We start from the raw sequence: 22,790 nt of genomic DNA on the forward strand, positions 1-22,790 counted from the left end.
CCGACGTGTCTACTTTCCGGGGGCCAGGCCCGTGGACACCCACTAGCTAGTTGAGCTTGGCACCAGCAAAATTCTTCTTACCACGACGCAGCACTAGCCATGCCCCGTGGAGCAGGTCGTCGGCAGCCGGCTCCCAGTCATCAGATTCAATGCGCTGGTTATTAACGTATGCGCCGCCTTCCTTGATAGTGCGACGGGCCGCACCCTTGGAATCAGCAAGGCCGGAGGCAACCAACAAGTCGACAATGGTGCGCGGTTCACCAGCGGCTATGTCAGCCGCGGTAGTCTCCGACAGCGCGCCAACCAGAGTTTGCTCATCCAAGTCAGAAAGCTCTGCCTTGCCGAACAGCGCCTGCGCAGCGAGCTCGACGGACTTCGTGGCTTCCTCGCCATGCACCAAGGTGGTCATCTCCTGCGCAAGGCGGCGCTGTGCCTCACGACGGAAGGGCTCCTCGGCTACCTTCTGCTCGTATTCAGCGATTTCTTCCTGGCTCAAGAAGGTAAACCACCGCAAGTAGTCAATGACCACGGAGTCACCCGCGTTGAGGAAGTACTGGTACCAGGAGTACGGCGATGTTTTCTCCGGATCGAGCCAGAGCTTTCCGCCGCCAGTGGACTTACCAAATTTCTGCCCCTGGGCATCCGTCACGAGCGGAACCGTCAGGCCATGCACCTTGGCTCCCTTGACACGTCGGTTGAGATCAACTCCAGAGACGATATTGCCCCACTGATCGCCACCACCGATCTGCAGAACACAGTCAAACTCATCGTGCAGATGAACATAGTCATTGGACTGCAGGAGCATGTAGGAAAACTCGGTGTACGAGATGCCATCAGACTCCAAACGGCGCTTGACGGTGTCACGGTCCAGCATGGTGTTGAGAGAAAAGTTCTTACCCACATCACGCAAGAAGTCGATGACGGTCATCTTCGAAGTCCAGTCAGCATTGTTGACCATGGTGGCAGCGTTCTCGCCCTCAAAATCAATGAACTGACGCAGTTGCTTCTTAATGGCGACCATATTGTCGTTGATAGTCTCCTGCGAGAGCATGGTGCGCTCCCCTACATCGCGCGGGTCACCGATCTGGCCCGTCGCACCACCCGCCAGGGCAATCGGATGGTGGCCAGCCTTCTGGAAGCGACGAAGCATAATCATCGGTACGAGGTGGCCGGCGTGCAGCGAATCACCTGTCGGATCAAAACCGCAGTACAAGGTGATAGGTTCTTCGCAGGCCTCACGGAGTGCGTCGAGGTCGGTGGACTGGTTAATGAGGCCGCGCCACTGCAGTTCATCAATGATATTCATGAAGGCTCCTTTGAAAATCGATTCGTTCTTTTGAGATCTAGTTCTGGCGCGGCCACGGCGTAGCGTGGTCCACCAGCATGACGGGGATGTCGTTCTCAATGGGATAGGCCACGCCAAGACGTTCATTGACCAAGACCTGTTCCTCAGCCAGATACTTCAACGGACCTTTATCCTGCGGACACACCAAGATGTCAAGCAGTTGCGAATCGAGACTCATAAGCGCTAAGCCTACACTTCCCTAGATTCCACGGAAGGAAGGGTCCCACCATATTCGAGTTTGAGCGCCATAGAATGATTGCGCAGCTTGCGGACCGAGTTTTGAGAAATCGCCTCCTTGATTTGCTCCATTTCGCGGCCCAGGATGCTGAGCGATTCACTCATCTCCTCAACAGCAACCGGATCCTTCAGGTCTGTCACATCGAGGTAAGACTTCACCAGCTCCTTGGAGTGTTCTTCAATCATGTCGCGCACGAGGGCTTGCTGGTGCGGAGCCTCATCGAGCCGGTGCCAATTGTCCAACACCCACACCGCTGACTCATCGAAAGAATCCCACGCTCGTTGGACAGGACTAGGAAGCTTGTGCGCTGTAAAGGTGTACCGGACTTCCTCCAAGGTATGGATAAGCTCGCTTTCTCCGGCTTTGGGAGGCTCCAAAACCTTCTCCTGCCGCGGCGGCGTCACGAATCCAGCAGCCATACCTGTGCAGATTGCGACGACCGGCCATAGGAAACCCAAACCTCCGCCACTTAACACATGGAGGACAACGACGAGCGCGGTAACCGCAACGCCGACAACAACTTTTCGAGAGTTCAGGGCGTTCATGTAGTGCAGATCCTCCTGGGAAGGGTGGAGTTGTTTTACTGGTAGGCACGAATTTCTTCGAATGCGGCAGCAAGGTCACCGTTAAGCGCATCAAAAGTCTTGCCACCAGTGAGCTGAGCAAGTTCTTCCATCTCTTGGATATTGGCTTCACCATACAAGATGACAAAGACCGGAATCTCCTTTTTATCCTCGGGCAGCTGCGCATAAGCGTCCTTGAACTGAGCAAATGTACGCCCGCGGGTAACTTCGCCGTCGGTCATGAGCACCACGGTGCCAATATCGCCGCCGCTGGTATCCACTTCATCGAAAGCGTTCAGGACGGCCTCGAAGGTCGCGGTATCGCCATCCGCAACGAGGCGTTCCACGCGGTCTGCAAGCTCCTTGGTGGTTGCCGGCTTATCCTTATCCACGCGTGCACGAGTTGGCTGCTGGGGCTCTGAAGAATACGGAATCAGCTTGATCTTCTCGCGATTTCGGAAGGCAACTTGGCCTTCGCCATCTGGGGCGCCGTCAGCTGAGCCGTCGATAAGCGGGAGCAAACTACCCTTGAGTAGATCCATGCGCTCGCCTTCCATGGAGCCGGAGGTATCGAGGACCAAAGCCGTGTTGCCAGGATTGCGAAGTTCATGGGCAAAGGCAGCCTCCAGCGCATCAACGGTTTGCTCATTTGCTGGGTAAGGCAGCTCAAAAACAGTGCCGGGCAGGTCAGAATTATCTACTCGCAAATGGAAGCTTGTGAGCTTGTCTGGATGCTCCGCAAACCATTCAGCAAGCGCCTGCACTTTCGCTTCTGCGTCTTTGTCCGAAGAGCTCGTCAAGGAAGACAGCGGATAGTCAGCCGAAATCACTCCATCGGAGGGGATGACCACCTCCAAGTCTGCTCCCTCATCTTTGAGCTGGTAGAGCACAGATTCATAGTTAAAGATTGCATCGGCTTGCTCCGGGTGCTCGCGGAAGCGGTCGGCCAACCAGCCAGAGGAACCCGATGTCAGTGTTTGGTTGCCAAAGAGCTTTTGCACTTTTCCAGTGGACTGCCTGATGTCCTCTTCCGTGAGGGCGCGTCCTGTGTCCGCAAAAGCGGTCGTTGCTGCCGATAGTGCGGAGAAACCCGAATTTGAGGTAGAAGGATCCGTCATGCCAAAAGTTATTCCGGAGTCAGCGATTTCTTGCCACGTCGGCTGCTTGCTGGTCCAGCCTTGTTTTTGTGCCACAGAGGACTGCACGCCGAGAGCTATTGGGGAACGCGCCACGCTGTGTTCTCTTCCCAGCTGGTCATCTGCACCAATAATGCGCGCATAGCGATTGGTGGCAAACCACGTCGCATCATAGGCCCCTTCGAAACCGCCTTGCTTAAGGGTGCGGGAATTCGCCAGCGTTCCGGCCTCGGTGGTCATGGTGATGTCGAAGCCGAGGTCTTGGGAGGCGTCGGCAAGCACGGGCTCCAGAGGTTCGAGCTCCGTTGCCGCCACGATTCTGAGACCCCCGCTGAATGAATTCCCAGCGCTGGGCTTCTGAGAGTCATCAAACAGATCACCCATCGAACAGGCCGTCAGCGCCATGGTGCCCACTAGGATGAGCAGCACTCTCAGTGACCGAAACATTCCCTCACAACCTTCCTGATGCTTGTTGCTGCGGAGCCTTAACCGACTACTTGCAGAATTTCCTCGAAATCCGCCCACCGCAGCTGGCTATATTCGCCGCCGTCCACGGGGATACTGTGATCGTTGGATGGATCAAATTTAGGGTTGAAGCCGGAGCCCTGCGTACTGAGCCCGAGGCCCTCCATCACCGCAGGGATGCCGTCCTCATTCATTGCTTTAGCAAACAGCGCTCCCTCCTCAGTGCGAGGAATGACGATGCTGATCAACGTCGTCGGTGGATCCAGAGCCAGGGGTGTATAGCGGGACAGGTCTTCGCCCTCATGGAGCAGGCGCACGTACTGATCGGTAGTTGCCAAGACCATGGGCATCTCCCCCTTATCTACCCGAAGAAAAGCATCGAGGATTCCCTGCTCGGTGGTCTCACTGTAGCCCTGTTCCGCTACGAGATGCCGCATGATGTCATCAGCTTCCGCATCAATCTTCGCCTTGTCATCACGTCCTAGCTCCTTCTGCGCGTAGTCCTCCCCAACGGTGCGAAGAAGGCGTGCGTAACGCAATGCGGCAAAAGACTGACTTACCTGGGGCACTGCCACGTCCACGACACGCGGCGATCCGAAGGCTGGGCTAATGTCACGCCAGCGAGTGTTTTCCTGGGACATGTCCACCAAGGTCTCTACATTCAACGAAGCTAAGTTGCCGGATTCCGTGACCAAGTCGTGGTCCTTCATGTCCTCAACAAGCTCGCTATGCACCAGCACCAACAACTGATTGCCAAACACCATCGGAGAACCTTCATCCAGTTCCGCCAGCTCCGGGTTGGCATTGCGTAGGTCAGATACCCACGCAGCACCATTGGGGTCCGTCAGAATGAAGTCGTAGTCCTTGTCCACGCTGCTGCTGTGTTCAACGAAGTCCCCAGCCGGCACCACATCGAGTTCGACCTCAATGTTGTGTTTCTCTAAAGCCTCGAGCATGGCAGGGTCTTTAAAGGTGGCTTCCAGTTCTGGACTAATTGCGCCCGTGACAAGGGTCGTGTCCTTGAAAAAGTTGAATTTCGGCAGGGAATCTCCGCCACGCCCTACCGCGAGGGAGGCCACGGCGAGGACGATGAACACTGCGGCGATTACGAAGGATTTAGTACGCTTCGTCGACGATGTGCTGCTCATGATCTAAATCATAAAGTGATCTTCTTCTCATTGCTGGGTAAAGGAAGGGGTGAAGGGGGTAAAGCGGGAGCTCGCTATCCTGCCTCACCCAGTTCTTTAGAGAAGTGAAGGAACGTTCGCCACCAAAGAGTAGAGGTCCTTCGGGTCCTCAGGGTTAGCGATGATATCAATCTCGGACTCTAGGTCGGTGCCCCGAACAGAATCACGTAGATAACGCAGAGCAGAGAAATCATTAATGGCGAATCCGACGTCATCAAAAAGCGTGATCTGCTCCTCGCTATCGCGGCCCGTGGCCTGGCCTGTCAGCACCTGATAGAACTCAACGACCGGGAAATCCTCCGGCTTCTGCTGAATCTCGCCCTCAATGCGAGTTTGCTCGGGAAACTCAACGAAGACTTTTGACTTGTCCAAAATCGAGCTTTCCAGCTCCGTCTTGCCGGGGCAATCACCGCCCACAGCGTTGAGATGCACGCCTGGGAGAACGTGGCGCTCAGCCAGAATCTGGTTCTGCGCTTTATCCGCCGTGCAGGTGGTGATGATATCCGCGCCCACAACGACCTGGTCAACGCTCGAGGCGGCCGTTATGTTGAAGCCCAGCGGCTCCAGATTGCGCTGGAATTTTTCTACCGCCTGTGGGTCAATGTCGTAGATGGCAATCTCGTCGATTCCCATGACTCCGCGGAAGGCAAGGGCCTGGAACTCGGACTGGGAGCCAGCACCCACCATGGCCATCCGCTTCGAATCCTGACGGGCCAGGTGTTTGGCAACCATCGCCGAGGTAGCGGCCGTGCGCAGCGCCGTGAGCAGAGTCATCTCTGCTTCGAAGGTGGGATATCCATTGTCGACGTCGGCAAGCACGCCGAAGGCTGTAACCGTTTGGAATCCGCGCGCGGGATTGGAGGGGTGACCGTTGACGTACTTAAAGGAATACTCCTTACCGTTGGAGGTGGGCATGAGTTCGATGACGCCAAACGGGGTGTGGGAGGCAACTCGGGCGATTTTGTCGAAGCGCTCCCATTCGCGATAGTCCGCTTCGAGGTAGTCCACCATGCCGGAGATGATGTTTTCTACTCCTTCGCGCTGGATCCAGCGTGCCATGTTTTCTACGTCGACAAACTTGACTGCGTGATTCATCTCTGTCTCCATTCTTGATACTTGTCTTAGTTCTTGGGGTGAAGGTCCGTCTGCGGTGCAGCCGGGAAGCGCGAGGTGGGCAGGTGCTTGGCCTTCCTCTCCGCCGCGATGGCATAAATGCGCTCACGCCAGGCAAACCACATGGCTGCGAATACCGGAATGAGCAGCAGCGTCGAAGCCAAGGCAAAGGTTCCGATTGGGTAATCGAAGGCCATGAGGAGGATGACCACGGCGATGAAAGCCAGCACCGACCAATCACCGGCTTGGCCGAATGGGGAGCGGTACGTCGGGCGGGTATAGCGCCCCTTCTTGGCCAGCTGCACAAATTTGATGTGTGACAAGGCTACTGCCGCCCACGACGCCAATGTGCCGAGCGCCGCGAGGTTCAACACGATTTCAAAAGCCATCTCCGGCACGACATAGTTGAGAAACACACCGGCGAGGCCGACGAAAGCAGCCATCACGATGCCGCCATAGGGAACGCCGGATTTAGACATGCGGGCACCGAATTTAGGGCCGGATCCAGCGGTAGACATGTTGTACATGATGCGGCCCGTGGAATATAGACCGGCGTTCAGAGAGGAAATAGCCGCAGTGATAACCACCAGCTGGAAGATGGGCGCCGCATAGCCTGCCCCGAGGGTCTCAAAGAAGGTCACAAAGGGCGAAACCTCCGCCACGTAGGTCGTATACGGCAACACCAGAGTCAGCAGCAGGACGCTGCCGAAGTAAAAGACTACGATGCGGAACAGCACGCTGTTGACCGCACGCGGAATATGCTTCTCGACGTCCTTGGTCTCACCGGAGGTTGTGCCCACCAGCTCGATGCCGGCGTAGGCGAAGACCACGCCTTGAATGACGATAACCGCAGGAAGCAGACCATTCGGTAGCCAACCGCCCGCATCAGCGATGAGGCTAAACCCAGTCGGATCACCATTCGGATGGCCTAGAATAACCACACCAATCGCCACGATCATGAAGATGATCAGAGCAACGATCTTGATCATGGAGAACCAATACTCCAGCTCGCCAAAGATCTTCACCGAAAGCATGTTGAACAGCAGGATGCTGCACACCACACCGAGAGCGAGCAACCATTGCGGGACGGCGTCAAGCCACGAGGTATATTGCCCAAACCACTTGATGTAGATGGCCACTGCGGTGCCATCTGCCACCAACGTCGCCGCCCAATTTCCCCAGTAGAGCCAACCGGTCACGAAGGCGGTCTTTTCGCCATAAAACTCACGCGCGTAGGAGACGAAGGAACCTGAGCTCGGACGGTACACGATGAGCTCGCCGAGCGAGCGCAAAATGATGTAGCCGAAGAATCCACACACCAAGTACAACACGGCGAGGAAGGGGCCCGCCGTTTGCAAGCGCCCGCCGGTGCCGAGCAGCAACCCGGTGCCGATGGCAGAGCCGATGGCAATCATCTGCAGCTGACGGTTGCTCATCCCCTTCTGGAGGCCCTGGTCTTCCGAAGCATAGACCGCTTTCTCTTTCTCATGAGACTCCGTGTTGGGCGGCCGAAGTGTTTCAGTCATAAGGGAGATAGTCCTTTCCGAATCCGGAACGCGATGGAGCTTCGCATTCCCTAAGGAAACGTTATAGGAACCTTATGAGACTTACCTCACGTCTACCCCCGCTCTGTGGCCCACGACAACTACGTGCAGTGGAAAAGAGCTCTCTGCGTCACCCCCGCATAAGAAAAGAACCGCATGGCCATAAGGACCATGCGGTTAAAGAAGCTGGCGCGTTTAGCGCAACGGAGTCTGCGTCCATTCGCGCGCGCCACGAGCACGCTCGCGAACCTTTTCGCGCTGCTCCACCACGCGGATACCGGCGGTGCCTCCCTTAGTGGAGCGCGACGCCACTGCCCCATCAATGGTCAGCACCTCGCGAACCTCTGGGAGCAGGCGCTTGTCGACGCCCGCCAATTCCTCATCAGTGAGATCCACCAGGTCAACGCCGCGGGACTCTGCGATCTGCACGCACGCACCGGAGGCCTCATGAGCCTCGCGGAAAGGAACGCCTTGGCGCACCATCCACTCAGCCAGATCAGTGGCCAGAGTGAAACCGCGCGGTGCGAGCTCGCGCATGCGATCTTCGTGGAAGGTCAGGGTTTCGACCAATCCGGTCATCGCCGGTAGCAAGAGGTTCAACTGCGCCACCGAGTCGACGATGGGCTCCTTATCCTCCTGCAGGTCACGGTTATAGGCCAAGGGCTGCGCCTTAAGCGTTGCCAGCAGGCCCGTGAGGTTGCCGATGAGCCGGCCAGTCTTGCCTCGGGTCAACTCCGGTACGTCCGGGTTCTTCTTCTGCGGCATGATCGAGGAACCAGTCGACCAGGCATCATCCAAGGTGACATAGCCATATTCTGGGGTGCACCAGTAGATGATCTCTTCGGATAGGCGCGACATGTCCACGGCAATCTGGGTAAGGACGAAGGCCGTTTCGGAAGCAAAGTCCCGTGCTGCCGTACCGTCCAGCGAGTTCTCTGCGGCGGAGTCGAAACCGAGCTCCTCGGCAATAGCCTCCGGGTCCAAGTGCAGCGAGGAACCAGCGAGTGCACCCGAGCCATAAGGAGACACGGCCAAACGCTTGTCCAGATCCTGGAGGCGCTCGATATCACGCAGCAACGGCTGGGCGTGTGCGAGCAACTCGTGCGCTAGCAGAACTGGCTGCGCCGCTTGGGAGTGGGTCTTGCCCGGCATAATCGCATCCGGATGAGCTTCGGCCTGACCAGCCAGAGCGTCCACCAAGTCGGTGACTTGGAGCGCGATATCGCGGATAGCATCGCGGATCCACATCCGGAACAGGGTGGCTACCTGGTCGTTGCGGGAACGACCGGCGCGCAGGCGTCCACCAACCTCGGGGCCTACAATGTCGATGAGCCCGCGCTCCATCGCGCCGTGGACGTCCTCGTCCGTCGGTAGCGGGGTGAATTCACCAGAAGCAACCTTCTCCCCTAGTTCGCTGAGGCCGTTGAGCATGGTGCCCAAGTCGGCGTCGGACAGCAATCCGGCCTTGTGCAGGACCTTAGCGTGTGCCTTGGAGGCCAGCACATCATAGGGGGCGAGGACCCAGTCGAAGTGGGTGGATACGGACAGGGCAAACATCGCCTCGGATGGGCCGCCCGAAAAGCGGCCTCCCCACAACGCGCCCTCGTTAGTCTTGTGCATCGTTTCCTTACCTTGACCTTGGCTGAGCTTGCTTACTTGCCGGTGGGGAAACCGCCGTCGCGGTCACGCTGGTTGGAGATCTGTGTTGACAGGCCGTGCAGCTGAACAAAGCCCTTGGCCGCAGTCTGATCGAAGGTATCGCCCGTGTCATAGGTAGCCAGGTCGAAGGAGTACAGAGACTGACCAGAGCGGCGGCCGTTGACAGTGGCGGTGCCGGCATGCAGAACCATGCGGATATCGCCGGTGACATTCTCTTGGGTGGACTCGGTGAAGGCATCCAGAGAGCGCTTCAGCGGCGAGAACCAGAGGCCATCGTAGACCTCTTCGGACCAGCGGGCGTCCGTAAGGCGCTTGTAGCGGGCCAGCTCGCGTTCCACAGTGACATCTTCCAATGCCTCGTGGGCCTTGATGAGAACCATGGCGCCAGGTGCCTCGTAGACCTCGCGGGACTTGATGCCCACCAGGCGGTCCTCCACCATATCGAGACGGCCAATACCCTGTGCACCGGCGCGGCGGTTGAGCTCCTCGATGGCCTGAAGGACGGTAACCGGCTTGCCATCGATAGCGGTGGGCACACCCTTGTCAAAGGTGATGGTCACCTCGTCCGGGGCATTGCCCAGGTCCGGCTGCTCGGTATAAGCGTAGAGATCCTTTGTCGGCGGGTTCCACAGATCTTCCAGGAAGCCGGTCTCGACCGCACGGCCCCACACGTTCTGGTCAATCGAGAACGGGGACGCAGCGGACTGCTCGATCGGAAGGTCGATTTCCTCAGCGAAGGCAATCGCCTTATCGCGGGTCCAGGCGTAGTCACGCGCCGGCGCAATGATTTCCAGTGCCGGATCCAATGCTCGGAAGGAAACCTCGAAACGCACCTGGTCGTTACCCTTGCCGGTGCAGCCGTGCGAAACATGCGTACCACCGTGGGCCTGAGCGGCCTCTACGAGGTGCTTGACGATGAGCGGGCGCGAGATAGCAGACACCAGCGGGTACTGCTTCATGTACATGCCGTTCGCCTTGATGGTGGGCAAGCAGTACTCTTCTGCGAACTCATCCTTTGCGTCGACAACGATGGACTCGACAGCACCGCAGTCGAGAGCACGCTGGCGCACAGATTCCATATCCTCGCCGCCCTGACCAAGGTCGAGGGACACAGCGATAACCTCGCCGCCGGTCATTTTGGCCAGGTAGGGAATGGCGACGGAAGTATCCAGACCGCCAGAGTAGGCAAGCACAACGCGTGCAGTCATAGTAGTTTGCTCCTTTAAGACAGACAGGTGCTAAAAATTGAACTGATTTATATTATACAGACTTACGTATAAATGTTAAATAGCACGGCTGGTGAGCTTTTCTGCAAGCTCACGGCCTCCTAGTCCTTCACGGGCAAGGACAAAGATGGTGTCATCGCCAGCAATACAACCCACCACATCTGGCAGGCCCACGCGATCAATGAAGGATGCTAGGTACTGGGCAGCGCCCGCGGGAGTACGAAGCATCGCGATGTTGCCGGAGAAGTCGTGGGAGACCACGAGTTCATCGAGCATGCGACGCAGCTTCTCGCGCGGACCGTTGAGCTGGTCTTCGAATTGCTCCAACTCGCCGCCCACCACGTAGAAGGACCGGCCACCATCGCGTTTCACTTTCTTGGCGCCCAGCTCATCGAGGTCGCGCGACAAGGTGGCTTGTGTGATGTCGATTCCCTCATCGAGCAAGAGCTCGGAGAGCTGGACTTGGCTCGTGACCCGCGTGCGGTCAAGAATCTCCAAGATCTTTGCTTGGCGGGCATTGCGCGTAGTTGGTGTTGTCGTCATGCGCTTAGTTCTCCTCCTGAGCTGCAAGAAGCCACACGAGCAGCGCCTTCTGCGCATGGAGGCGGTTTTCCGCCTCGTCGAAAACACGGGACTGTGGTCCGTCAATCACCTCAGCGGTCACTTCGTTGCCGCGATAGGCCGGTAAACAGTGCAGGAAGATTGCCTCTTCCTTGGCACGGGACATGACCTCTGGGGTGACCTGGTAAGGCAGGAACGGGGTGCGACGGTCCTTGCCGTCATCTTCCTGCCCCATGGAAACCCAGGTATCGGTGATAACAACGTCGGCGCCGCCGACAGCATCAAGGGAATCAGTCACGGTCACCGTGCCGCGCGTGCGGGCACGTTCTACAAATTCCGGCTGCGGCTGGAAACCTTCCGGCGCAATGATCGTCATCTCCATGCCCGCGGTGGCAAAGCCCAACATATAAGAGTTAGCCATGTTGTTGTTGCCATCACCCAGGTAGACGGCCTTGCAGCCAGCAAGGTCACCGAAATTCTCGCGGCAGGTCACCAAATCCGCCAGGATCTGGCAGGGGTGTAGGTCGTCGGACAGAGCGTTGACGATAGGGACCGTCGCAGTTTCAGCCATCTCCAACAAATTCTGGTGTGCATAGGTGCGCCAGACAATAGCCTCGACAAAACGGGAGAGCACGGCTGCGGTGTCTTGGTAAGTCTCGCCCTTCCCCATCTGCGTGGACTTAGTCTCCGTGACGATGGCGTGGCCGCCTAGGTGAGCGATTCCTGCCTCGAAGGAGAAGCGCGTGCGCGTCGAGGTCTTGTCAAAAAGAACCGCGACTGACTTCGGTCCCTCCAAAGGACGCTCGGCAAAAGGGTCCTTCTTTAACCTCAGCGCGAGATCAAGGACCTCCGCTTGCTCCTGCGGTGTGAGGTCATCATCGGCCAAGAAATGGCGCACGCTCATCCAAAATCCTCCAGTACCTTATGCAGGCGCTCCACAGCCTGCGCGAGTTCTTCATCGGTAATCACCAGCGGCGGGGTCAGGCGCACGACCTCGCTACTTGGGGCGTTGAGAATAAGACCGTGTTGCAGGCCCGCAGCCACAACGTCCTTAGCCACCGACTTATTTAATACAACTCCTAGCATAAGCCCTCGGCCCCGGACAGACTGCACAGCCGGAGATTGAGCTAGCTCGGTGCGTAGCCACTCGCCCTTGCGGCTAACGTCGGCGAGGAAGGGGGCGTCGACAAGCTCCAGCACCGTCGCTGCCGCCGCACAGGAGACGGGATTTCCGCCGAAGGTCGTGCCGTGCGAACCCGGAGTAAAGAGATCCTTAGCCTGACCACGGGCAATCGTGGCACCAATCGGCATACCCGCGCCCAAGCCCTTGGCCATGGTGATGACATCCGGAAGGACGTTCTCATGTTGGAAGGCAAAGAAATCGCCGGTGCGCCCCACACCCGTTTGCACTTCATCGACAATCATGAGGATCCCATGCTTGGTGCACAGCTCGCGCACGGCGCTCAAGAATCCATCGGGCGCTGGAATCACACCGGTCTCCCCTTGGATGGGCTCCAAGATGATGGCGGAGGTATCCTCCGGGTTTTGCTCCACCAACGTGGTCAAATAATCAATATCGCCGTAAGTGTAGAACTCCACTCCGCCTGGGAAAGGTTCGAAAGCCTTGCGCTTTGCAGGTTGCCCCGTCATAGCGAGAGAGCCCATCGTCCGGCCGTGGAAACCATGATGCGCGGCGAGAATGCGGCGACGCCCCGTCAGGCGAGCCAGCTTAAAGGCAGCCTCATTGGCTTCCGCGCCGGAGTTAGAGAAGAAGACACGGGCGTCGCTGTCCCCCACCTTTTCCAGGAGCTTTCCGGCAGCCTCGACGACAGGTTTGCTGGCGAAGAGGTTGGAGACATGCCCCACGGTCGCCACCTGAGTGCTCACCGCTTCAACGATGGCCGGGTGGGCATAGCCCAGCGAATTCACTGCAATGCCGGCGAGCATATCAATGTATTCTTTACCGTCTTCATCAGTCACCGTGGCTCCCTTGCCAGATACGATGGCCACGGGTGGGGTGCCATAGGTGTTGCTCAGCACCTGTCCCCACCGTTGCGTCAGTGTGGTCTGCGCAGTCACTTGTTATCGTCCTTCCTAAAGATCGTGCCTTCTGGGTAGTCCTCACGGTTGTAATCAGTGGGCAGCACCATCGTGCCGATGCCGCCCGTAGTGAGCAGCTCCAGCAACACGGCGTGAGCAATACGCCCGTCGATGACATGGGCGGCGCTCACACCACCCTCGACGGCCATGAGGCAGGACTCCATCTTCGGAATCATGCCCGAATCCAAGCCGGGGAGCAGTGCCCTGAGCTTGTCAACCTCAATTTTCGATACCAGGGATTCGCGGTTGGGCCAATCGGTATACAGACCCTCCACATTGGTGAGGATAACCAGGCGTTCGGCACCTAGGGCTCGTGCCAGCGCGCCGGCAGCGATATCCGCGTTAATGTTGTAGACCTCGCCGTCATTTCCGGGAGCGATGGTGGACACCACCGGGATGCGCCCGGCCTCGATGATGTCCATGACAGCAGAAGGTTCGACGCTGACAATGTCCCCCACCATGCCAATATCGGTGGGCTCACCGTCGACGTCAACGAGCCGCTTGCGGGCTTTAAACAACCCAGCATCCTCACCGGAAGTTCCCACAGCATAGGGACCATGGGAGTTGATGAGATTGACCAACCCGCGCCCCACTTGGCCGAAGAGAACCATGCGGACCACGTCCATGATTTCCGGGGTGGTCACCCGGAAGCCACCTTTGAATTCCCCTTCAATGCCCAGCTTGCCTAACATCTCATTGATCTGCGGTCCGCCACCATGCACCACGACGGGCTTAGCGCCCACGGTGCGCAGGAAAACCATGTCGGCGGCGAAGGCAGCCTTGAGCGAGTCATCCACCATCGCGTTACCGCCGTACTTGACGACGACGATCTTGTCGCGGTAGTGCTGCAGCCACGGCAAAGCTTCCGCGAGCACCGTGGCGCGGTCAGCATTGCTTAATCCCTGAAGCATTCTTCCTCCCCGTGAGAACTAAGAGCTATACGCGGAGTTGATCTCCACGTAGTCATGGGACAAGTCGGTGGTACGCACGAAGGCAGTACCGCTTCCTCCGGTTCCGAGGTCCACGCGCACGTCAATGTCGGCGCCAGAAAGGTCAACATTGCGCGCGCCGGGCGCACCAGTGGACTTAACGCATACGGCCTGGTCATTGAAGAACACGGAAATATTCTCCGGGTCCATATCGGCATCCGCCACGCCCACTGCGGCGAGCACGCGGCCCCAGTTGGGATCCGAGCCGAACATCGCGCACTTGAAGAGGTTGTCGCGCCCTAACGTCCGCGCAGCGTTCAGCGCCTGCTCATTGGTGCTCGTTCCCTCCACGGTGATCTTTACGCGCTTGGTCACGCCCTCAGCGTCTGCCTGGAGCTGATCCGCGATATCGGAGCACACGGCCAGGACCGCTGCATCCAACCCCTCCTGGCTCGGTTCTACACCAGAAGCACCAGAGGACAGGATGATGACGGTGTCGTTCGTTGACGTCGAACCGTCCACATCGAGCGTGTTGAAGGTCTGATCACTGGCGGCCTGCAGGGCCGAGTGCAATGCTTGCGGGGAGGCCACGGCATCCGTGGTCACGCATACCAGCATGGTGGCCAGCGAGGGAGCCATCATACCCACGCCTTTGCCCATCGCGCCCATGCTCCAGCCGTCGGACTCGACGACTGCTTCCTTAATTACGGTATCGGTGGTCATGATGGCCTCTGCCGCAGCTTGACCGTGAGCCTTATCTGCACCCAAATTCCCGGCAACCACCCCGATGCCTGCTAGGGCCTGCTCCATGGGCAGTGGCTCTCCGATGAGGCCCGTCGAGCACGCAGCAACGTTGGCTACAGGAATGCCCGTGTGTTCGGAGACAGCGGCAACCATCGCCGCGGCATCCTTGTCTCCCTGCTCGCCGTTGCAGGCGTTAGCGTTGCCAGAGTTATAAATAACTGCTTGAAGTGTGCCATCGGCTACTGCCTCACGGGAAAGCTTCACGGGTGCGGCCACCACGCGGTTGCGGGTGAACACCGCCGCTGCGTCGAAATTCGGGCCCTGGTTAACCACGAGTGCCATATCAGGCTTTCCCGAGGGCTTAATCCCCGCCCTCGTGGCCGCTGCCAGGAAACCTGCGGGTGCAGTGATCATTTTTATTTTCTCCTTGTCTTAACAGAACGGAAGTCCCCACGGAATTGGATAGCGCGGGGAACGCGCGCGAGTATTTCGAGTGCTTAAGGTGCGACGGCCGCTTGCGGCAGACCCAAGGTTTCCTCCCAGCCCAAGGTCAGGTTCATGCATTGGACAGCTGCACCGGCGGTGCCCTTGCACAAGTTGTCTAGGGCTGCGGTTATCACCAGACGCTGAGCGCATTCGTCCACGTGAGCCTGGATGTGGACCATGTTGGTCCCCACTACGTTCTGTGTTTCCGGCTGCTGACCTTCCGGCAGAACCAGGCAGAACGGCTCTTCCGCATAGAACTCGCGGAAAGCTTGAACAACGCTGCGCTTGTCAGCATCCCCCTTCAGCGGCGCCGTAATCGTCGCCAGGATGCCACGCGGCAAAGGCGCGAGCACCGGAGTAAAGCTCACCGAAACCGAATTCTGCGTAAAGGGCTGTAAGTTTTGCAGGACTTCCGGAGTGTGTCGATGAGTACCGCCCGGCTTATAAGCCTTGAGATTGCCCATTGTTTCCGCGCCTAGCTGGGCCACGGAGGCCTTCTTTCCCGCGCCGGAAACACCGGTAATCGCAATAACGGACAGATCCGGTTCAACCAGCCCTTTCGCCACGGCAGGCAGAGCGCCGAGAGTAATCGTGGTGGGGAAACACCCAGGGACCGCCACACGGTTGCTGCCTTTAAGCTTGTCCCGGTTGCCGGGAACTTCAGGAATTCCATAAGGCCATGAACCGGCATACTCCCCGCCATAAAATGCATCCCAATCTTCCTTGTTGCGGAGGCGGAAATCGGCGGCGCAATCAATGACAGTGACGGACTCCCCCAGCTGGCGGCCAATCTCCGCGGAATGCCCATGCGGCAAACCGAGGAAAACGATGTCATGGCCCGCTAAGACTTCCGGAGTGGTGTCCTCGATGACGCGATCTGCCAACTGCGGCAGGTGCGGCATGAGTTCGGAGACTTGCTGACCAGCATTAGAGTGCCCCGTCAGCGCGCCGATGCGCAGGTCACCTGAAAGGTACGCTGGGTGCGACAGCAAGAGACGCAGAATTTCGCTTCCTGCATAACCCGTGGCTCCGGCGATAGCTACTGAAATAGTCATGCAGCCACAGTAGCAAATAATGCAGTCCGCCGTATGTTATTCAATCAAATTGGGAGTACTTTTCTTCAATCCACAGAGAACAAGGCCCCGATCTCCGCAGTGTCCTGCGAAAATCCGAGCCTTGCAGTAGGGATAGGAGCAAAACCTACATGACGCGGGATGAGACCTGCCCAACTCCTTCGGCTCCAGATACAGCCTTCTTTCCTGCGTAGCCTAGGTAACCCTGTGGGCCAACGAAGTGGATGCCACCCTGGCCGTCCGCGATGACGGTGACCTCATTGAACTGGTGAACTTGGCCAGGCTGCAGGCGCTTGAAGCTGGAAGGCGTAAGCCCCTGGTTGAAGCAATCAGCCTTGGAGCGGCCTGCGTGGTAGAAGAAGCGTGGGGCCAACTGACCGGGTGGGTTGCATTCCGGGCTAGTCGCGCGAGCACCATTCGACAAGCAGGCGACGTAGGTGCCATCAATATTCGCTGCCTCGCAGTTGACGGTGCCATCAGCATTAGAGAAACCCTGGGACAGGTCTGCGGAGGCATGTGGGGCGATGGCCAAAGCGCCGACGACCGCGGCGGTAGCTGTAAGACGAGATATCAAACGCATGGTGTGAACAATCCTTTCGGTGTGGAAACGCTGCCCCCTTGAGGTTATGAGCCAAGCCACACTACATCCAGTGCTAGGGGATCTATCCCCATCCCTCGGCTCGTTGCAGCATGAGAAAACCCGGCTCACAGGGTGCGTGAGCCGGGCTAAGGAACCGAAGGTGCCAGTGAACGCTAAGCGCGCATCTCCGCACCAAGACGCTGCTTGGCTAAATCTGCAGCAGCGAGCCGGTGCTCGTTTGCTTCTTCATCGGTCAGCGTGCGGTCATCCGCGCGGAACAAGAGCTGGAAGGCAAGGGACTTCTTGCCTTCACCGAGCTGCTCACCGCGGAAGACATCGAAAAGCTCCACGGATTCCAAGAGCTCGCCGGCGCCTTCCTCAACCACTCGGCGGACTGCCTCCGCCGGGGTATCCTCATCCACCACCAGCGCGATGTCCTGGTGCAGGGCCGGGAAGGAGGAGAGGACCGGTGCTGGGAACTTCTCGTCCAACGGCAGTGCGGTGACATCGAGCTCCATGGCGCACGTGCGGGCTGGAAGCTCGAGAGCCTCCAGTACTTGCGGATGCAGCTCGCCGGCATAGCCCACGACGGTCTCCTCGTCTGCAGCGAGGACCAAGGCAGCACAGCGTCCCGGATGCCACGGGAGCTGCTCGGCCGCCTTGACAGTGATGTCAACACCAGCAGCGCGGGCGACCTGGCGCGCGGACTCAATGGCATCTGCGTAGCTATACGCACGACCGGAGCCCCACGGGCCCTCGTGCTCAATGTTGCCGGTAGCGACCGTGGCCGCGTGCAGCGGCTGTAGCGGCAGCGACTCCACGAGCTCGGTCACGACGGAATCCTCCGGGCGCGCCTCCACCGAAGGCATCGGGGACGCATCGGCGCGCTTGATTGCCACCTGCTGGAGACCGAAGAGGGCGAGGTCACTTCGACCACGAGCCACGTTGCGGGCGATTGCTTCCAGGAGATTCGGAAGCAACGTCGTGGACAGAACGGCCTTATCCGCTTCGAGAGGATTCTGCACGGCAACGGTACGGCGGCGCGGATCTTCCTTATCTAAACCCCAGGTGTCGAAGGTGTCGTTGGCAATGAACGGCGAAGGCAGAACCTCGGCGTAGCCCGCATAAGCCAAGCCGTGTCCGATTGCTCGGCGACGCTTCTGCGCCGGAGTAAGGCCGCGACCTCCCACCGGGGTAGGCAGAATAGTCGGAATATCCTCGAGCCCCTCCAGACGCAGGATCTCCTCGATGAGATCCACATCCATTTCGATGTCGGTGCGCCAGGACGCGGGGACGACGGAAAGCTCTTCTTCGCCAGAGACCTCGCAGCCCACCTCAGTAAGGCGCTTCACCACGGTCTCGTGGGAGTACTCTACGCCGGCATACTCGCTCGGCTTGGCAGCGCGCAGTGTAATGGGCTCGCGCTTGGCGACGTCCCCCACGAGCGTCCGGCCCTCCTCAATGGTGCCGCCCGCGATGTGCTGTAGCAGCGCACACGCAACGTCGAGAGCAACCTCCACGATGGCCGGGTCGACGCCACGCTCGAAACGGCGGGAGGCTTCCGAGGACAGCTTGTGGCGGCGCGACGTGCGGGCCACGGTAATCGGATCCCAAATGGCCGACTCAAAGTAGATATCAGTGGTCTCATCAGAAATCTCGGAGGTGGTGCCTCCCATGACACCAGCGAGGGACTGGATGCCGTTGTCATCGCAAATAACCACGTCACCTGCCGAAAGCTCACGCTTGACATGGTCGAGGGTCTCAAATGTCTCCCCCTCGCTAGCATTGCGCACCACGAGGTTGCCGTTCACGACGTTGGCGTCGAAGGCGTGCATCGGTGCTCCGAGGAGCAGCATAACGTAGTTGGTGATGTCGGTCGCCAGATTGACGCTGCGCTGACCGGAGAGCATGAGCTCGCGCTCCATCCAGAAGGGGGTGCGGGCAGCGGGATCAATGCCGCTAACCTTGCGCAGACCAAAGCGCTGGGCCTTGGTTTCTTCACGCAGATCGACGGCGATCAGCTCGCCCTTCGGCGCCGGTACAGCAGAGGTATCGACTCCAGCAACGTTCGGATCCTGCGCCACGTCGGGGAAGGCGAGGTCGAAAGCGGAGGCAATCTCCCGCGTCAGGCCACGTGCCGACAAAGCATAGCCGCGGTCTGGGGTGATGTTGACCTCGAAAACCGTATCGGACAGCCCAATGAGGGGGCGAGCGTCCTCACCGACCTTGTCGGCGACTTCCTCTCCCAGAACGATGATGCCATCAGCCTTCGCACCAAAGCCCAGTTCAGCCGCGGAGCACATCATTCCGTTGGAGATGTGATCATAGGTCTCACGGGCAGCAATCTTGAAGCCTCCCGGCAGCTCAGCACCCGGAAGGGAAACCACGACATAGTCATTGAGGCGGAAGTTACGCGCGCCGCAGATAATGCCCTGGAGTTCGCCGGTGCCATTGGCCTTGCCAACATTCACCTGGCAGTAGCGGATTGGCTTCTTGAACTGGGTGAGCTCTTCAATCTCCACAACTTGGCCAATAACGAGCGGGCCCGTGGTCTCCGGAAGAGCCTCATAGCCCTCGGTTTCGAATCCGACGCGGACAAAACCGGAGTCTAGCTCTTCGGCGGATACGTTCCAGCCAGAGTTTGCGGTGCCGAGGAGGCGGGTAACCCAGTCTTGGGAAATAAGCATTGTTTTCTTTCTATCCTTTCTCTGGGTTCCTATGCCTGCACGCCGAATGGCAAGGTAAAGCGGACATCGCCTTCCACCATGTCGCGCATGTCGGTGAGACCATTGCGGAACTGCAGGGTGCGTTCAAGGCCCATGCCGAAGGCGAAGCCGGTGTACTCCTCCGGATCGATGCCGACCGCACGCAAAACGTTGGGGTTAACCATGCCGCAGCCACCCCACTCGATCCAGCCGGCGCCGCCCTTCTTGTTCGGGAACCACACATCGACTTCAGCAGAAGGCTCGGTGAACGGGAAGTAATTCACGCGCATGCGAGTGGTGGTCTCCGGACCGAAGAGAACTTTGGCCAGGTGCTCCAGAGTGCCGCGCAGGTGGGCCATGGTCAGTCCCTTATCCACGGCAAGGCCTTCCACCTGGTGGAAGACTGGCGTGTGGGTCGCGTCGAGCTCGTCGGTACGGAAAACTCGGCCTGGGCAAGCGATGTAGAGCGGTACATCACGCTCGAGCATCGTACGCACCTGCACCGGCGACGTGTGAGTACGGAGAACCTGCTTCGAGCCCTCCTTGCCCACATGGAAGGTGTCCTGCAACGTACGTGCCGGATGATCGGGCTTGAAGTTCAGAGCATCGAAGTTGAAGTACTCAGCCTCGACCTCTGGGCCGTCGGCGATTTCCCAACCCATGCCCACGAAGATGTCCGCAATGCGCTCCGACAGCGCAGTAATTGGGTGTAGTGCACCGGTCTGCGCCCGGGTAGTTGGGACGGTGATGTCGACTTTCTCCGCCTTGAGCTGCGCGGCGCGAGCCTCCTGCTCGAGCACTTCACGAATTTGTGCAAAGCGCTTCTCCATCTTGCCGCGCGCGATGTTCACCGCACGCCCAGCGTCCTTGCGCTGATCCTTTGGCAACTGCCCCAGCGACTGGCGGGCCTGCGGGATATAGCCGCCATCACCAAGGTGCTCACGGCGGGCGGAAGTGAGCTCGTCGAGGTCGGATGCAGCCTCGAAGGCGGCAATGGCCTTCTGCGCGGCGGCCTCGAGGGCCTCTTCGGTCAATTCGATCTGAGGTGTGTCGGACACGTGCCTTGATTACCTTCTTCTCGCACAAAAACTAACGCGAGCTATCTTACCGTGCTCCCCGACTTCTGTGGCCACCAGCCCCAGCCCAAGGAGAGACTAGCGGTTCTGCTGCTTGGCAGATTCGTACAGGCAGATGCTGGCAGCCGTGACAAGGTTCAGAGACTCTGCACGGCCCAGAATTGGAATGCGCACGCGCATATCGGCTTCATCCAACAGTTCTCCTAGTCCATGCGCTTCATTTCCAAACAGCCATGCGGTGGGTTGGGAAAGGTCCGCATCCGCGAGGTCCACCTCGCCGTCAGCGGCCGTTGCCAGCACCTGCATGCCGGAGGAGCGCAACTTACCCAAGACATCTTTGATATTGGGATCACGAGCCACGGGAATATGGAAGAGTGAGCCTGCTGATGCACGCGCGACTTTACAGCCCAAAGGGTCGACCGTCTCACCCGCGAAGATGACGCCATCGGCGCCCATGGCATCCGAAGTCCTGATCAAGGTACCTGCATTGCCCGGCTCGGAAGTAAGCACTGGGACTGAGACCAAACGCGGCTTGCCCGCCAGGATTTTACCTGCAGTCCACAGGACAGGACGGCACACAGCAAAGAGGCCTGTGCTCGTCGCCGTATCGGAGAGGTGCTTGGCTGCCTTATCGGTGATGGGATGAACATAGACGTCCATATAGCCGCAGGTTTGCACAATATGTGCAAAGCGTTCGGCGGCCCTTTCCGTTACGAAAACGTCCGTGGCTGCGCCTGTGGACACCGCTGCGTCGACAGCATTTTCACCCTCAATAAGGAAACGCTCTGCCTTCCGACGGCTAGCGGCACGATGCAATTTTGCGGCATTGACTATGCGTGGCGTGCGCTCGGTGAAGGCATTCTCAAAGTCCAGTTTCATAGCCTCCACCCTACCGAGGCCTCCTGCGAGCTCACGGATCGCATGGGCAGCACAATGCAGCTAGCCCACCTCTTCCAAGCTTGAGAGAGGTGGGCTAGAAAATATGTGCAAAAGACTACTTCTTCAGCGGGATGCCGTTGGAGTCTCGGTCATAACCGCCTGCACCGGCGATGATCATGATGAACTCAATAATCACCCAGATCCAGAGGATACCCGCCGAGATTGCACCAATACCCAGCCACGACGTTAAGACGCTAAAGACACAGAGGGATACCTGGCCGATGGCGCGACCCGTGCGGCCAACGTAAAAGTTATGAGCGCCGAAGCCACCGAGGAAGAAAGCCAGCAAAAGGGCAACCAGCCAGGACTTCTGCGGCGCGTTGACCGGGGCCTGCTGAGAGTAATACTGGCCTTGACCTTGGTACCCGCCCTGCTGGGCCGGCAGGTTCTGGCCGTAGTTGCCGCCCTGGTACTGATTTCCGTTGGAGTCGAACGGATTGGAGTACTGAGGGTTATTGCCCGAAGCATTCGGGTTGTTCTGCTGGAAACCGCCGTTGGGGTTGGTCATGAGAAAGACTCCTTTTTAAGCCTGTAAACACAGGAAGAGAACGTGGGAACTTGATTAAGGTAACACAAAGCACACGCCATGTCCCCTTTTTCTTCACCTCACTGGGGCCTATTCCCCATTGGCTCCTGTTCCCATAATTGAAGCTTGGAACGCCAAACGCCCACCGTTTCCTTGTAGTGGGAAGCAGTGGGCGTGGGCAGGCTAGTGAAAGCTTAAGCAGCCTTCGGAGCGTTAACGTCCTCCGGCAGTGCAACCTTGGCGGCCTCGCACAGAGCGGAGAAAGCCTCGAAGTCATTAACAGCAAGCTCAGCCAGGATCTTGCGGTCAACCTCAATCTCAGCCAGTCGCAGGCCGTGGATGAGGCGGTTGTAGGTGATGTCGTTCATACGAGCAGCAGCGTTGATGCGCTGGATCCACAGCTTGCGGAACTCAGACTTACGGGCGCGACGGTCGCGGTAAGCGTAAGTCATGGAGTGCAGCCACTGTTCCTTGGCCTTGCGGTAAAGACGGGAGCGCTGGCCGCGGTAGCCCTTAGCGGACTTCAGGATCGCGCGACGCTTCTTCTTGGCGTTAACTGAGCGCTTTACTCGTGCCACAGTAATACTTCCTTATC

General features: G+C 58.6%; 21 protein-coding genes. All 21 read right to left on the reverse strand.

Annotated features, from left to right (window positions below; genetic code table 11):
* Nucleotides 1-46: 46 nt before the first annotated feature.
* Nucleotides 47-1,306 (reverse strand): tyrosine--tRNA ligase, encoded by a 1,260-nt coding sequence (tyrS, locus tag HMPREF2781_RS06330; protein WP_070644809.1) that lies wholly within the window; start codon nucleotides 1,304-1,306, stop codon nucleotides 47-49.
* Nucleotides 1,307-1,343: 37 nt separating this feature from the next.
* Nucleotides 1,344-1,523: a Trm112 family protein gene (locus tag HMPREF2781_RS06335; RefSeq protein ID WP_010190039.1), complete on the reverse strand. Its 180-nt coding sequence runs from the start codon at nucleotides 1,521-1,523 to the stop codon at nucleotides 1,344-1,346.
* Between the two features lie 11 nt (nucleotides 1,524-1,534).
* Nucleotides 1,535-2,128 (reverse strand): hypothetical protein, encoded by a 594-nt coding sequence (locus HMPREF2781_RS06340; RefSeq protein WP_070644811.1) that lies wholly within the window; start codon nucleotides 2,126-2,128, stop codon nucleotides 1,535-1,537.
* A 35-nt stretch (nucleotides 2,129-2,163) separates the two neighbouring features.
* Entirely contained in the window at nucleotides 2,164-3,729 is a 1,566-nt protein-coding gene (locus HMPREF2781_RS06345) for a vWA domain-containing protein (protein ID WP_070644813.1), read from the reverse strand.
* Between the two features lie 38 nt (nucleotides 3,730-3,767).
* Nucleotides 3,768-4,895 carry a hypothetical protein gene (locus tag HMPREF2781_RS06350; protein ID WP_070644815.1) on the reverse strand — a complete coding sequence of 376 codons (1,128 nt, stop codon included), beginning with the start codon at nucleotides 4,893-4,895 and terminating at the stop codon, nucleotides 3,768-3,770.
* A 96-nt stretch (nucleotides 4,896-4,991) separates the two neighbouring features.
* Nucleotides 4,992-6,029 carry an ornithine cyclodeaminase gene (locus tag HMPREF2781_RS06355; RefSeq protein WP_070644817.1) on the reverse strand — a complete coding sequence of 346 codons (1,038 nt, stop codon included), beginning with the start codon at nucleotides 6,027-6,029 and terminating at the stop codon, nucleotides 4,992-4,994.
* A 26-nt stretch (nucleotides 6,030-6,055) separates the two neighbouring features.
* Nucleotides 6,056-7,573 (reverse strand): amino acid permease, encoded by a 1,518-nt coding sequence (locus HMPREF2781_RS06360; RefSeq protein WP_070644819.1) that lies wholly within the window; start codon nucleotides 7,571-7,573, stop codon nucleotides 6,056-6,058.
* Nucleotides 7,574-7,786: 213 nt separating this feature from the next.
* Entirely contained in the window at nucleotides 7,787-9,211 is a 1,425-nt protein-coding gene (gene argH / locus HMPREF2781_RS06365; protein WP_070644821.1) for an argininosuccinate lyase, read from the reverse strand.
* A 32-nt stretch (nucleotides 9,212-9,243) separates the two neighbouring features.
* Nucleotides 9,244-10,458, reverse strand: coding sequence for an argininosuccinate synthase (locus HMPREF2781_RS06370; protein ID WP_070446924.1), 1,215 nt, complete (start codon nucleotides 10,456-10,458; stop codon nucleotides 9,244-9,246).
* A gap of 75 nt (nucleotides 10,459-10,533) precedes the next feature.
* A complete protein-coding gene (locus HMPREF2781_RS06375) occupies nucleotides 10,534-11,019 on the reverse strand; it encodes an arginine repressor (protein WP_070644823.1) in 486 nt (161 codons plus the stop codon).
* A 4-nt stretch (nucleotides 11,020-11,023) separates the two neighbouring features.
* Nucleotides 11,024-11,941 carry an ornithine carbamoyltransferase gene (gene argF, locus HMPREF2781_RS06380; RefSeq protein WP_070446921.1) on the reverse strand — a complete coding sequence of 306 codons (918 nt, stop codon included), beginning with the start codon at nucleotides 11,939-11,941 and terminating at the stop codon, nucleotides 11,024-11,026.
* A complete protein-coding gene (locus HMPREF2781_RS06385; protein ID WP_070446919.1) occupies nucleotides 11,938-13,116 on the reverse strand; it encodes an acetylornithine transaminase in 1,179 nt (392 codons plus the stop codon). Before HMPREF2781_RS06385 ends, argF begins: the two co-directional genes overlap by 4 nt.
* Entirely contained in the window at nucleotides 13,113-14,048 is a 936-nt protein-coding gene (gene argB, locus HMPREF2781_RS06390) for an acetylglutamate kinase (protein ID WP_070446917.1), read from the reverse strand. Before argB ends, HMPREF2781_RS06385 begins: the two co-directional genes overlap by 4 nt.
* A gap of 18 nt (nucleotides 14,049-14,066) precedes the next feature.
* The gene (argJ, locus tag HMPREF2781_RS06395) at nucleotides 14,067-15,224 is read right to left on the reverse strand and encodes a bifunctional glutamate N-acetyltransferase/amino-acid acetyltransferase ArgJ (protein WP_070644825.1); all 1,158 of its coding nucleotides are present in this window, start codon (nucleotides 15,222-15,224) and stop codon (nucleotides 14,067-14,069) included.
* 83 nt (nucleotides 15,225-15,307) lie between these two features.
* Nucleotides 15,308-16,351, reverse strand: coding sequence for an N-acetyl-gamma-glutamyl-phosphate reductase (argC, locus tag HMPREF2781_RS06400; RefSeq protein WP_070644827.1), 1,044 nt, complete (start codon nucleotides 16,349-16,351; stop codon nucleotides 15,308-15,310).
* Between the two features lie 145 nt (nucleotides 16,352-16,496).
* The gene (locus tag HMPREF2781_RS06405; RefSeq protein ID WP_070644829.1) at nucleotides 16,497-16,949 is read right to left on the reverse strand and encodes a hypothetical protein; all 453 of its coding nucleotides are present in this window, start codon (nucleotides 16,947-16,949) and stop codon (nucleotides 16,497-16,499) included.
* Between the two features lie 173 nt (nucleotides 16,950-17,122).
* On the reverse strand, nucleotides 17,123-19,636 hold the full coding sequence (gene pheT / locus HMPREF2781_RS06410; protein WP_070644831.1) for a phenylalanine--tRNA ligase subunit beta: 2,514 nt from the start codon (nucleotides 19,634-19,636) through the stop codon (nucleotides 17,123-17,125).
* A gap of 29 nt (nucleotides 19,637-19,665) precedes the next feature.
* Nucleotides 19,666-20,712 carry a phenylalanine--tRNA ligase subunit alpha gene (gene pheS / locus HMPREF2781_RS06415; protein WP_070644833.1) on the reverse strand — a complete coding sequence of 349 codons (1,047 nt, stop codon included), beginning with the start codon at nucleotides 20,710-20,712 and terminating at the stop codon, nucleotides 19,666-19,668.
* A gap of 96 nt (nucleotides 20,713-20,808) precedes the next feature.
* The gene (locus HMPREF2781_RS06420) at nucleotides 20,809-21,609 is read right to left on the reverse strand and encodes a TrmH family RNA methyltransferase (protein WP_070644987.1); all 801 of its coding nucleotides are present in this window, start codon (nucleotides 21,607-21,609) and stop codon (nucleotides 20,809-20,811) included.
* A gap of 115 nt (nucleotides 21,610-21,724) precedes the next feature.
* Nucleotides 21,725-22,177, reverse strand: coding sequence for an NINE protein (locus HMPREF2781_RS06425; RefSeq protein ID WP_070446903.1), 453 nt, complete (start codon nucleotides 22,175-22,177; stop codon nucleotides 21,725-21,727).
* A 212-nt stretch (nucleotides 22,178-22,389) separates the two neighbouring features.
* A complete protein-coding gene (gene rplT / locus HMPREF2781_RS06430) occupies nucleotides 22,390-22,773 on the reverse strand; it encodes a 50S ribosomal protein L20 (protein WP_070644835.1) in 384 nt (127 codons plus the stop codon).
* Between the last annotated feature and the right edge of the window lie 17 nt (nucleotides 22,774-22,790).

This window comes from Corynebacterium sp. HMSC062A03 (assembly GCF_001811145.1).
Taxonomy (GTDB): Bacteria; Actinomycetota; Actinomycetes; order Mycobacteriales; family Mycobacteriaceae; genus Corynebacterium; species Corynebacterium aurimucosum.